This is a genomic window from Thalassobacillus devorans MSP14 (assembly GCF_000496835.1).
Taxonomy (GTDB): Bacteria; Bacillota; Bacilli; order Bacillales; family Halobacillaceae; genus Thalassobacillus; species Thalassobacillus devorans_B.
In genome coordinates, this window is record NZ_AWXW01000027.1 from 50,467 (window position 1) to 62,155 (window position 11,689).

Annotated in this window: 14 protein-coding genes; 11 read left to right on the forward strand and 3 right to left on the reverse strand. The window is 41.6% G+C overall.

Annotated elements, in window-relative coordinates:
• Positions 1-7: 7 nt before the first annotated feature.
• From P855_RS0100320 to rpsI, 6 genes are all read left to right on the forward strand, one after another.
• A complete protein-coding gene (locus tag P855_RS0100320; protein ID WP_028781741.1) occupies positions 8-844 on the forward strand; it encodes an energy-coupling factor ABC transporter ATP-binding protein in 837 nt (278 codons plus the stop codon).
• Complete coding sequence (locus P855_RS0100325; protein ID WP_028781742.1) at positions 820-1,683, forward strand: energy-coupling factor ABC transporter ATP-binding protein; 864 nt, start codon at positions 820-822, stop codon at positions 1,681-1,683. Before P855_RS0100320 ends, P855_RS0100325 begins: the two co-directional genes overlap by 25 nt.
• Positions 1,684-1,685: 2 nt before the next feature.
• The gene (locus P855_RS0100330; protein ID WP_028781743.1) at positions 1,686-2,483 is read left to right on the forward strand and encodes an energy-coupling factor transporter transmembrane component T family protein; all 798 of its coding nucleotides are present in this window, start codon (positions 1,686-1,688) and stop codon (positions 2,481-2,483) included.
• Positions 2,484-2,498: 15 nt separating this feature from the next.
• Entirely contained in the window at positions 2,499-3,239 is a 741-nt protein-coding gene (truA, locus tag P855_RS0100335) for a tRNA pseudouridine(38-40) synthase TruA (protein WP_028781744.1), read from the forward strand.
• A gap of 189 nt (positions 3,240-3,428) precedes the next feature.
• Positions 3,429-3,866: a 50S ribosomal protein L13 gene (gene rplM / locus P855_RS0100340; protein WP_028781745.1), complete on the forward strand. Its 438-nt coding sequence runs from the start codon at positions 3,429-3,431 to the stop codon at positions 3,864-3,866.
• A gap of 19 nt (positions 3,867-3,885) precedes the next feature.
• The gene (rpsI, locus tag P855_RS0100345) at positions 3,886-4,278 is read left to right on the forward strand and encodes a 30S ribosomal protein S9 (protein ID WP_028781746.1); all 393 of its coding nucleotides are present in this window, start codon (positions 3,886-3,888) and stop codon (positions 4,276-4,278) included.
• Between the two features lie 124 nt (positions 4,279-4,402).
• Here the strand turns inward: rpsI and P855_RS20170 are convergent, their stop codons facing one another.
• Positions 4,403-5,599 carry an ABC transporter substrate-binding protein gene (locus P855_RS20170; RefSeq protein WP_037985518.1) on the reverse strand — a complete coding sequence of 399 codons (1,197 nt, stop codon included), beginning with the start codon at positions 5,597-5,599 and terminating at the stop codon, positions 4,403-4,405.
• Between the two features lie 218 nt (positions 5,600-5,817).
• Between P855_RS20170 and cwlD the strand changes: the two genes are divergently transcribed.
• Positions 5,818-6,540: an N-acetylmuramoyl-L-alanine amidase CwlD gene (gene cwlD, locus P855_RS0100355; RefSeq protein WP_028781747.1), complete on the forward strand. Its 723-nt coding sequence runs from the start codon at positions 5,818-5,820 to the stop codon at positions 6,538-6,540.
• 96 nt (positions 6,541-6,636) lie between these two features.
• Positions 6,637-7,692: an Mrp/NBP35 family ATP-binding protein gene (locus tag P855_RS0100360; protein WP_028781748.1), complete on the forward strand. Its 1,056-nt coding sequence runs from the start codon at positions 6,637-6,639 to the stop codon at positions 7,690-7,692.
• A gap of 70 nt (positions 7,693-7,762) precedes the next feature.
• Here P855_RS0100360 and gerD read toward each other — a convergent pair whose 3' ends face one another.
• Positions 7,763-8,386 carry a spore germination lipoprotein GerD gene (gerD, locus tag P855_RS0100365; protein ID WP_084315590.1) on the reverse strand — a complete coding sequence of 208 codons (624 nt, stop codon included), beginning with the start codon at positions 8,384-8,386 and terminating at the stop codon, positions 7,763-7,765.
• Positions 8,387-8,531: 145 nt separating this feature from the next.
• On the opposite strand from gerD, the gene P855_RS0100370 reads away from it, so the two are divergent.
• The gene (locus P855_RS0100370; RefSeq protein WP_028781750.1) at positions 8,532-9,125 is read left to right on the forward strand and encodes a KinB-signaling pathway activation protein; all 594 of its coding nucleotides are present in this window, start codon (positions 8,532-8,534) and stop codon (positions 9,123-9,125) included.
• A gap of 484 nt (positions 9,126-9,609) precedes the next feature.
• Here P855_RS0100370 and pdaB read toward each other — a convergent pair whose 3' ends face one another.
• A complete protein-coding gene (gene pdaB, locus P855_RS0100380) occupies positions 9,610-10,368 on the reverse strand; it encodes a polysaccharide deacetylase family sporulation protein PdaB (RefSeq protein ID WP_028781751.1) in 759 nt (252 codons plus the stop codon).
• Positions 10,369-10,504: 136 nt separating this feature from the next.
• Here pdaB and P855_RS0100385 point away from each other — a divergent pair, with 136 nt between their 5' ends.
• Positions 10,505-10,726, forward strand: a complete 222-nt coding sequence (locus P855_RS0100385; RefSeq protein WP_028781752.1) for a hypothetical protein — start codon at positions 10,505-10,507, stop codon at positions 10,724-10,726.
• A gap of 52 nt (positions 10,727-10,778) precedes the next feature.
• Complete coding sequence (gene pgmB / locus P855_RS0100390) at positions 10,779-11,429, forward strand: beta-phosphoglucomutase (RefSeq protein WP_028781753.1); 651 nt, start codon at positions 10,779-10,781, stop codon at positions 11,427-11,429.
• Positions 11,430-11,689: the final 260 nt, after the last annotated feature.

Here is an 11,689-nt window from a genome sequence, read left to right on the forward strand (position 1 = left end):
AGAAAGTTTGTCGCACTTTATCGAGTTTAGAAATGTATCTTTCCGTTATAGAGAAGACCAGCCGTGGGTATTGGTAAATGTAAGCTTTACCGTCCAGGCGGATGAATGGTTAGCAATCATCGGTCATAATGGTTCAGGAAAATCAACGATAGCTAAGTTAATGAATGGTCTTCTCTTGCCCCAACAAGGAGAAATATTTGTAGACGGAATAGCAGTCAATGAGGAATCAATCTGGGATATACGAAAAAGAGTCGGGATGGTGTTTCAAAACCCTGATAATCAATTTGTTGGTACGACGGTAAGGGATGACGTGGCCTTCGGTATGGAGAATCACGGATTGCCCCGGCAATTGATGTTAAAAAGAGTCCAAAGCAGCTTAGCAGCTGTTGGCATGAGTGATTATCAGGCCCATGAACCTCACCGCCTTTCTGGCGGGCAAAAACAGCGTATAGCGATAGCTAGTGTTTTGGCAGTTGCTCCTCAGCTGATTATTCTTGATGAAGCGACTGCTATGCTTGACCCAAAAGGAAGACTGGAAATTATGGAGACGATCAGACAGGTGCAGGAAACTCAGGACCTTTCTTTAATCACAATTACCCATGACCTGAAAGAAGTAATAAAAGCGGATCGAGTATTAGTCATGAATCAAGGACGGACATGGCTGGAGGGTACTCCTCGAGAGGTTTTTGCAGCGAAAGATGCTTTAAGGGATATTGGCTTAGATACTCCTTTTGTGACCAAACTGGCTGCTGAATTGACTGCGGCCGGTTTAACGATACAGCGTGAGCCACTTAATCACCAGGAGTTATTGGAGGAATTATGGACATTACATTCAAAGATGTAAGTTATATTTATCAACCCAATACGCCGTTTGAGCATCGCGCTTTAAGTAATCTATCGTTTCACATCAGGTCAGGCTCTTTTGTGGCGGTTATTGGGCACACAGGCTCTGGCAAATCTACCCTGCTTCAGCATTTGAATGGTCTTTTGCGTCCAACGGCAGGTGAAGTCGACATTGGCAGTTACAAAATAAGTGCTGAGGGGAAAACGAAAGATATAAAAAGTTTGCGTGAAAAGGCAGGCGTTGTCTTCCAATATCCTGAGCACCAATTATTTGAGGAAACCGTCGAGAAAGATATCGGATTCGGACCGCTTAACTTTCATGTTGAACAAGAAGAGATCAAGCGGAGAACTCAAGAAGCGATTGAGGCTGTTAATTTGCCAGAGGAACTTTTACAACGTTCTCCTTTCGACTTAAGTGGGGGGCAAATGAGGAGAGTAGCTATAGCGGGAGTATTAGCTATGGAGCCGGAAGTATTAGTATTAGATGAGCCCACAGCAGGTCTGGATCCTCGCGGTCAAAGGGAAATTATGGATATGTTCTCTGCTCTTCACAAGGAAAAGAAACTTACTACCGTCCTTGTTACTCATAGCATGGAAGATGCACTTCGTTATGCTGATCATATCATTATTTTGAAGGATGGCAGAAAGCATATGGAGGGGCCTCCTTTAGAAGTTTTAGTACGTAAGGAAGAGTTGGAACAGGTGCAATTGGATGTTCCGGAAGTCATCCAATTTTTAAGTGGAGTCGAAGAGAAATTGGGATATTCAATCTCCTATCATAATCAGGACATAGCACAATTAGCAAAGGAATTGGTTGCTATGGTAAAAGGGGGGAGATGACCATGAGTAGCAGTATGATCATTGGTCAATATGTACCCGGGAATTCCGTTATTCATCGTCTTGACCCCAGGACGAAAATCGCTATCATTTTTTTCTTTGTGCTGATCGTATTCTTTGCTAATTCTGTTATGAGTTATGGGCTGCTTACCTTATTTGCGGCAGGGAGCGCCATTTCCACTAAAATACCGGCAAACTATTTAATCAAAGGCCTGCTGCCGGTTTGGTTTTTGATTGTATTTACTTTTCTATTGCATTTATTCGTCACTAAAGAGGGAGAGGTATTTTTCAGTTTTCTTTCTTTTGAGTTTTATACGGGTGGACTTATTCAAGGTTTAGCTATTTCCCTGCGTTTCTTTTTGTTGATTTTAGTGACCTCGCTGCTTACCTTAACCACAACTCCCATTGAAATTACGGATGCAATTGAAAGTATGTTAGGACCTTTGAAAAAAATACGCTTTCCTGTCCATGAGCTTGCATTGATGATGTCGATTTCGCTCCGGTTCATCCCCACTTTGATGCAAGAAACAGAAAAGATATCAAAGGCGCAGGCATCTCGCGGGGTCGACTTTCGAACAGGTCCTGTCAAAGAACGTATCAAAGCTGTAGTACCACTGCTTGTCCCGTTGTTTGTCAGTGCGTTTAAACGGGCTGAGGAACTAGCCATGGCAATGGAAGCAAGGGGGTATCAGGGTGGTGAAGGAAGGACGAAACTGAGGGAGCTGCATACCGGCAGGCTGGATATTTATGCGTATTTTTTGTTTGTCCTTGTTATCATAGGTTTATTTATAACCCGATCCTAGGATGGAGGAAGCTTTATGCAAAAGGTGAAGTGCATCATCCAATACGATGGAACAGCGTTCGCGGGCTATCAAGTGCAGCCGAATGGCCGTACCATCCAGGCTGAAATCGAAGCTGCGTTAAAGAAAATGCATAAAGGTGAAGTGGTGAAAGTTATTGCTTCTGGCCGTACTGATGCAGGTGTCCACGCGGTCGGTCAGGTTATTCATTTTACCTCTGACCTTGATATTCCGCTGAATGGCTGGAAGCGGGCGTTGACTGCCATGCTTCCAGCAGATATCTGTGTAGCTGATGTTGATTATGCAGATGCTGAATTCCATGCACGCTATGATACTACCGGAAAAGAATACCGCTATAAGGTGTTGAACCAAAAGGAAGCAGATCTATTCCGTCGTCATTACAGTTATCACGTACCAAAGCCACTAAATATTGAAGCGATGAGAAAAGCATGTGGCTATTTGAAAGGAGAACATGATTTTACTTCTTTTTGTTCAGCACGAACAACGGTCAAAGGTGATAAAATAAGGACGATTACCAAAGCGGATATTGTTGTCGAAGGAAATGAGCTTACATTCATTTTCCTAGGCAATGGTTTTCTTTACAATATGGTCCGGATTCTTGTTGGCACATTACTGGAAATCGGTAATGGAGAACATGCCCCTGAAGAGGTTAAGGATATGCTTCGTGCTAAAGACCGAAGTGCTGCAGGGAAAACAGCGCCGCCCCATGGCTTATTTTTATGGAAAGTCTTTTACTAAAAATGATTTAAATAGAATTTATAAAAAACAACTGTCCCTGGTGTAACATTTGCTTGACATTAAGGGTGTAAGTATTATAATATGTTCTATGGCATTTTATTTCTATACCACGATTAGCCCCGGAAACTAATCGTATCGAGATAAATGAAGCTCTGTGAAACATTTAAACAATTCAGGAGGGAAACCGACATGCGCACAACTTTCATGGCTAATGAAGGTAACGTTGAACGTAAATGGTATGTTGTGGATGCAGAAGGCAAAACACTTGGTCGTCTATCAAGTGAAGTAGCTGCTATCCTACGCGGTAAGCATAAACCAACTTATACACCGCACTTTGACACTGGTGATCACGTAATTATCGTCAATGCAGAAAAAATCGAACTTTCAGGTAAGAAACTTAACGATAAAATTTACTACCGTCACACAAATCATGTAGGCGGCTTGAAATCCCGTACAGCTAACGAAATGCGTACAAAATACCCTGAGCAAATGCTTGAAATTGCAATCAAGGGTATGCTGCCTAAAGGAAGCCTGGGACGTAAAATGGGTAAGAAGCTTCACGTGTATGCTGGCCCAGAGCACAAGCACGAAGCACAACAACCAGAAGTTTACGAACTTCGCGGATAATCTAAGGAGGTAATGAAGAGTGGCACAAGTACAATACAACGGTACTGGACGTCGTAAAAAGTCAACTGCACGTGTACGCCTTGTTCCTGGTAACGGTCGTGTAGTAGTCAACAACCGTGACGCGGAAGACTACTTCCCGTATGAAACCCTTCGTACAATTCTAAAGCAGCCTCTTGCTGTTACAGAAACTGAAGGTAACTATGATGTATATGTAAACGTTGATGGTGGTGGATTCACCGGCCAGGCTGGTGCTGTCCGTCATGGTATCGCTCGTGCACTATTACAAGCGGACCCTGACTACCGTACACCATTGAAGCGTGAAGGTCTATTGACACGTGACAGCCGCATGAAAGAGCGTAAGAAATACGGTCTTAAAGGCGCACGTCGTGCACCACAGTTCTCTAAGCGTTAATTATTTTATATTCCAAAAAGACTTCCAACCAGCTGGTTGGAAGTCTTTTTTTACTGTCTGGGAATTTATATAATTTAATGATTGTGGATAACATTTAGTAGTAGGCTGCATCCAGCTCCAGCGCCTATCCCTCCTCGTTGGCTCTCTGCTTCCATATGGGAGCAGGCCATACAACTTGCTTTTCGGCAATTTTCCGGGGCCATATGATTCGGTATTGCTGTTCCAGAATCTGCACTAGTAGCCCATCAGCCAATACATTCTGGCCTTCCGAATTGAATCTTACGCCTTTCCACGGCATGATTAATTGATCACCAGGGGTAATTGTTCTCATTAGAGCCTTTTTTATCTTATCGTTGTCACTACTTCCGGCCCGTTTAATTGCGTTTAGAAGGACCATCATTCCGGTAAAGCTTCTTGCATTGGTTTCTTTCATATCTTCTCCATACTTATTTCGGTAAAGAAGGTTCACTTCTGTTACCAGTGGATTAAACTGCCCTAATCCAAGTGCCCAGGAAGCCCGGCTGATGATATAGTTACCATCCACACCCACTTCCTCAAGAAATTCGGGCACAACATATCCAGCATTTTGAACTACTAGCCCATCTGGAAACCAATCTAACACTTTCATTGTATTAACCACTTCTATGGCATCACTCAGAAATTGCTGCCCTAAAACCACCTGAGGTTTTTGCAATCGTAATCGCTCTATTGTATTTAATAAAGAGGAGTTTGTGCTGTATAGCTCAAAAGCAGCTAACTTTGCCCCGAATTTTCGAATAGCACTGATTTCAACTGCTGATGCTTCGCGACCGAATTCGGAGTCTTCGGATAAAATTCCGAAACTCTCAAGATTTTCACCACGGCTTCTTAAGTATCGAAATAATTCAAAAAAAAGTTCAGTATAAAGGATATCGTCGGCCCCTGTTCGAAAAAAGAACTTTAAACCTCTTCTAGTCAATGAAGGAGCAGAAGATTCGGGGCTTAAATATGGTATCTGCTTTGCTTCAGCTATAAGTGAACTCGCATCCGTTACACTGCTTTGGTATGCTCCTATTAAGGCCGAAACCCCTTCCGCCTCGATAAGACGCGAAGCTTCCGATACGCCTTTAGAGGGGTCTCCTGCTGAGTCGCCGAATAGCAGCTTGACTTTAATATTTCTTAATGGCGGCCATCCAAAGGCGCTGTTTAGGGTTGGAGATAGATTGCGTTTGTCATTAACTATATCCAACGCTAATTCAAGGGCATTTTTAATATCTTTTCCGATAGATGAAAGCGATCCGCTTAACGGGTATATAGCTCCAATCTTAATAACATTAGTCATGTGCTCCCTCCTTTTTATTCCATTCGGTGAAAACAGTACTTCATATATTTATGAAACTTTGGAATTGTTCATACTTTAAAATTAGAGAAGGCCACATATCGGTATAAACTATTCTTATATTTTAGTGGCGGGATCCACTATAGCTGGATAGACGAGCATATTTTCCTGTCTTGTCCCATATAGTTGAAAGAGAATGTTATGGGAGAGGGTGGGTAGACGTGTACCATCGTCTGAAGGTGTTCACATGGTTATGTGGTTTGGCATTATTGATTTTTTTAATTGCTTATCCCGTACAGGAAGCAAAAGATACCTGGCAGACTTGGTCTCTTCCGTTAGCCGGGAAAGTGATAGTCCTTGATCCGGGGCATGGCGGAGTTGATGGAGGGGCGGAAGGCTCTGACGATACACAGGAAAAAGATATTGCCCTGAACATCTCTAAATATTTGCAGGATTATTTACAGCAGGCAGGCGCACTGGTGTATCTGACGCGTAATGATGATCGTGATCTGGCGGCGGAGGATACTAAAGGTTTGTCCAGGAGGAAATCAGAAGATATACGAAACCGTTTAGCATTCATCTATGATAAGGAACCGGATTTCTTTTTAAGTATCCATTTGAATGCCATACCTGCTACTCAATGGCACGGGGCCCAGACATTTTATTACCCTGATCTGGAACAAAGCGAAAACCTTGCGAAATTCATACAAGCGGAGATCATCCGTAACCTGGAAAATACGAAAAGAACCGCGCTTGCTATAAATGGCATGTATCTCCTTAAACATGCAGATGTTCCCGGAGCACTTGTGGAAGCCGGTTTTTTATCCAACACGCATGAGCGTAATTTGTTGAAAAAAGATAGCTACCAAAGAAAAATGGCTGCTTCCATCTATGAAGGAATTTTACGATATACCAGTGAAGAAGAATATCCGGAAGTGGACTGACAAAATTCGCCATCCTTGATGCAAATCACTTATTAAGTATATGAAATATGTTATACTTGCTGTGATTGAAACTATTCAAAGGATGGTGAATCATTCGTGTTAACAAAAGAGGAAGTACAAAAATTACTTCATCCAATCGAGGATCCGTTTTTACATAAAACGTTAGAAGAAACAGGTGGAGTGGAAGAGATTAAAATTAAAGAAGAAAAGAACCATGTCAGTGTCAAAGTTGGCGTGGCTAAAACAAATACTGCAGAACAAATGCAGCTTCAGCAGGAAATTGTCAACGTGCTGAAAGGCGCTGGAGCTGCGACTGTGGGATTGCGTTTTAACCAGCTTCCAGAAGAAGTTATCGAGAAGTATCAGCAAAGTGCTCAACAAGCAGAAGAAGCTTCACTGATGAATGGGCAGACAGGTACCACCTTCATTTCGATTGCCAGTGGTAAGGGCGGGGTAGGTAAATCTACCGTTACTGTAAACTTAGCTATTGCTCTTGCTCGTCTTGGCAAAAAAGTGGGAATCATTGATGCTGATATTTACGGCTTCAGTGTACCGGATATGATGGGTGTCGAAGAACGACCTGTAGTACGCGGAGAAAAAATCCTGCCGGTCGAGCGTTTCGGTGTAAAGGTAATTTCCATGGGATTCTTTGTGGAAGATAATTCACCGGTCATTTGGCGTGGACCTATGCTGGGTAAGATGTTAACCAGCTTCTTTAAAGAAGTGGAGTGGGGCGATCTGGATTATCTATTGCTGGACCTGCCGCCAGGAACAGGTGATGTAGCGTTGGATGTACATTCCATGCTTCCTTCTTCCAAAGAAATCATTGTAACCACACCACACCCAACTGCTGCATTTGTAGCGGCTCGTGCAGGCCAGATGGCTATTCAAACCGAGCATGAAATTCTTGGTGTCGTCGAAAACATGGCTTACTTTGAAAGTCAGGTGACAGGTGATAAAGAATACGTCTTCGGCCGTGGTGGCGGAGAAAAGCTGGCTGAACAGCTAAAGACCGATGTTCTTGGACAAATTCCATTGCGTCAGCCTTTTGAAGAAGAAGATATTTTTGCACCTTCCGTTTATCAAGAAGACCATCCTACTGGACAAATTTATCGTAACGTAGCTGCTAAGGTCATTGATCGTACATCCTGATATAAAAAAGGTCACGTTAACCCGAGAGGGAAACGTGACCTTTTTAATGGAAGAAGAAGCGGAACAGATATTACTCTGTTGTACCTCCGCCGCCTCCACCTTCACCGCCACCGCTTTTTGACTGCTGGCCTTGGCCTTCGCCTTGTTTCATTTTTTCAGCGGCTTTTAGCAGTGTTTCAGTCATTTCTGCTTTAAATATAGGACTGTTCAGAGTTTCCTGTATGGTTTTCTCTAAATGTTCGCGGAATTTTTGACCTTCCATGACGGTTTGCATTTGCTTGACCATTTCCGGATTTTGAAAAACATCAATTAAAAGTTTTTGGTATTCAGAATCCTTCATCAAACCTTTGAGCAATTCCTCATGTTCTTTTTTCATTGAATCCGCGAATCCCTTTACAAACTTTGGATCTGAAAACATCTTCGTCCAAAATTCTTTTCCTTGTTCAGAAGTCAATGCTTTGTTGACTGCATCGGACACTACCTTTGACTCCAGTACCATCGACTGCTGCATTTTTTCATCTGACAGTACTTCTGTCATGGCTTTTTTGCCATCATCGGACTTTAATATATCAACAACCATTTTTTTGGTGGTTTCATAATCGGTTTGTTGTTCACTTCCAGAGGAATTCCCTGCACATGCGGTGAGAAACAATGCAAATAATCCTATGAACAATAAGCTGCGTATCATGGACATTTGGAATGTCCCCTTTCTTTGTCCTATTGTTAGTTAATATGGGGAATTGGCCGAAAAATATTCGCTATATCATTGAGGAAAAAAACGGGTGTTCATGATAAAATACCAAAAGGGAAGGTTATAAGAAGGATTAGGAGGAACAATAGTGACAAGTCGTAAATGGGTGCGTCTTTTTTTAACGACTTTAGTGCTGGGTGGTGTATTGACACTGCTGACCAGCTTTGTCGTTAAAGCGGATGCTTATGCTAATGTACTACAGCCGTTCGATTTTTTTGAATTGATCGGACTGTTGTTATTTTTTTCAGGTTTGGGATTTATATTCAGTGTTATCAGTCAGATGGGCTTTTTCGCATATTTGACCGTACATCAATTTGGATTAGGTATGTTCAAGACACTATGGCCGCCCATCCAATTATTTTTAATTGCATTTACTTTGTTTGATCTGGTTTATTTCCGATACCAGGCAGCCGATGAAGGTGCTTCCCTATGGCCTTACTTACTTACTGCCTTAGGATTGCTTCTTGTAAGTTATGTGGTTGCTTATATAAAAAAGAAAGAAACGAACCCCAAGGCCTTTATTCCTGCCTTATTTTTTATGGTAGTCGTGACTACCATTGAATGGGTACCTGCTTTAAGATCAGATGGACAGGGTTATGTATGGATGATGATTATCCCTCTTTTGGCTTGCAATACATACCAGTTATTGCTGCTTCATCGTTTGAATAATAAGGAAGCCTAAAAAATAAGGTAAAAGCCGGACAATGTCTCCGGCTTTTTTACTGTCTAGGAAATTATAAAATTTCTTTGTGTGATAACTTTAAATAGTGGGTCACATCCAGCTTCAGCGCCTACCCCCCCTCGAGGTCTTAAGTCAATACTCTTTGTGATTAGAAAAACTTGGCTTATTGCCGCTTCCTAATGGTGAAAGCCTTAGTTTTTCTTATACTTTGATCCTTTAATAAAGTTAGTCTGTATTAAAGTATAAAGAACGTCACACCGAAGCTTTTCTTAAGCTTGTCGGAGGCCTGCAGGACAAGGAATGCTTCCTAGAACAACATCGCACGAAGAAAAAGTGGTCTTCTTTTTCGAGGATGCAGGTCAGTTCGACGTTGGCACACTAGAACTACTTCTTAGAATGTACTTCGCAGACAAAGTCTTTTTTGTGGACGTGCCGCTTTTAGTCGAACGTCATTACTAGCAAGGCGCTTGCGCTTTTGTTCCTGTCATTTTATTTCTTTTGCCTTTGATTCGCTTCCTGCAACCATATCGGTGACCCTGACCAAATTCAAACCCTTGCCTTTTAAACCAGGCAAGATAGTTTCGAGAGCTTTTGGGGTTTGTTTAGCGGAGTCTGAAGCGTGAAGAAGAATTATATCCCCTTTCGAACTCTTTTTCATCACATGATCAACAATTTCATTGGTGCCAGGATTTTCCCAATCTCTAGGATTTACACTCCACTGCACTACATCATAGCCTTTCTCGTCAGCGATCTTTAACACTTCTTTATTGAAATGACCATGAGGTGGCCGTAACAGGGTGAGGTCTTCATATCCTAATTTATCGAAAATTTCCTCGGCGTAATTCAGATCTTTTCGTATTTGTTCTGGTTTTTGTTCTAAATAACTGGTGTACCGATAACCCATCATGCCAATTTCATGCTCCCCTTCATTGATTTTTTTCATCAACTCAGGATGTCGCTCCGCCCATTCGCCACTTACAAAGAAAGTAGCCTTGACATCATGTTTGGCTAATTTGGCTAGTACATCGTTCACTTTTTCTGTCCCCCAGCTGATATTAAATGTCAAAGCAACAGACGATTGCTTGTCATTCCCCCTGCTTAATGCTTCTGGCCCATTTTCACTTGAAAATACAGATAGCGAACTAAATTGGCCGATCCATAAAAATAAGGCACAAAATAATGCTAATAAAACAATGACAGCGTATTTTTTTATTTTTTTAAGATGCCATACAAAAAAATGCATGCGAACCCTTCTTTCCAAATGGACTTGCTACATTCTATGTATGAATCGGCCAGGCTATTCGGTTCGGTAAATTTTTCTAATAAAATTATTTGTGTAAGGGAACAATGAAAACACAATCTTTCAATGAGGTGATGACGTGCTTGGATTGTTGATAAATGAATTAGAAAGAGAAGAAATAGAGTACCTGATCAAACGAGAAATGGACGAGCTTTTATTTGACCTGGATGATCATCGTATTGATCATATGGTAAAACGTGCCATGCAAGAACGTTATGAACTTCTATTTGAGTTGTTCAAACGTATTGCAAGTCATAATGAATGTTTAAAATACATGCCGAGAAAGAAAAAGCACCAATAAGGAGTTATGTGTTATATTCAATATATAGGTGCAAGTAAGGGAGTGGGGAACTATGAACGAAATCAAGGGTGTCCTTTTTGATTTGGACGGAGTGATTACAGATACAGCGGAATATCATTATGAAGCGTGGAAAAAACTCGCTGAAGAGCTTGATATTCCATTCGATCGCGAGTTCAATGAGAAGCTGAAAGGTGTAGGCAGGATGGAATCTTTAAATCTGATCCTGGAGCATGGAGGAAAAGAATTATCTGAAACGGACAAAGAATATTACGCCTCCAAAAAAAATGATCATTACAAAACCATGATTTCGGACATAACACCGAACGATTTACTGCCGGGAATATTAGAATTCATGGAAGAAGTCAAATCATCCGGGATTAAAACCGCCCTGGCTTCCTCCAGTAAAAATGCTCAGCCAGTGATTGAAAGACTGGGCATCACCCATCTCCTGGATGAGGTGGTAGATGCATCTAAAATAGAGCGAGGTAAACCGAATCCGGAAATTTTCTTGAAAGCAGCTGAACAACTTCGCCAGCCTGCTTCTGGCTGTGTCGGAGTAGAAGACGCCCAGGCAGGAGTCGAAGCGATTAAGTCAGCCGGTATGTTTGCATTAGGTGTTGGAGAATCACTAAAAAAGGCTGATTGGATCGTACGAGATACGACAGAATTGAATTTAGAAGACCTGCGCCAAAGATTTGCGTGATGGAAACGGATGAAGAAGAAGGGATTCGGTTCCCTTCTTTTTTTAATTGGATTGTGTCGCTCTAATACTTAATTGTCAATTCTATAAAAAAACTTTAAAAAAGATATTGCGTAAATTGTATTTTATATGCTATATTTATTTCTGTTGTCGGAAAACAAATCACAGCCAACAAAACACACAACAAAAACTTGTAATAATTTGTTGACAATGATTAGCGGCCATGATATATTAGTATTCGTCGCAAAAACGACACATAACGA

Excerpts from the sequence above, each read along its gene's own strand:
- P855_RS20170 (WP_037985518.1), bottom strand. The coding sequence starts at position 5,599 with ATGACTAATGTTATTAAGATTGGAGCTATATACCCGTTAAGCGGATCG.
- P855_RS0100330 (WP_028781743.1), top strand. The coding sequence starts at position 1,686 with ATGAGTAGCAGTATGATCATTGGTCAATATGTACCCGGGAATTCCGTT.
- pdaB (WP_028781751.1), bottom strand. The coding sequence starts at position 10,368 with ATGCATTTTTTTGTATGGCATCTTAAAAAAATAAAAAAATACGCTGTC.
- pgmB (WP_028781753.1), top strand. The coding sequence starts at position 10,779 with ATGAACGAAATCAAGGGTGTCCTTTTTGATTTGGACGGAGTGATTACA.
- gerD (WP_084315590.1), bottom strand. The coding sequence starts at position 8,386 with ATGTCCATGATACGCAGCTTATTGTTCATAGGATTATTTGCATTGTTT.
- rplM (WP_028781745.1), top strand. The coding sequence starts at position 3,429 with ATGCGCACAACTTTCATGGCTAATGAAGGTAACGTTGAACGTAAATGG.
- P855_RS0100325 (WP_028781742.1), top strand. The coding sequence starts at position 820 with ATGGACATTACATTCAAAGATGTAAGTTATATTTATCAACCCAATACG.
- truA (WP_028781744.1), top strand. The coding sequence starts at position 2,499 with ATGCAAAAGGTGAAGTGCATCATCCAATACGATGGAACAGCGTTCGCG.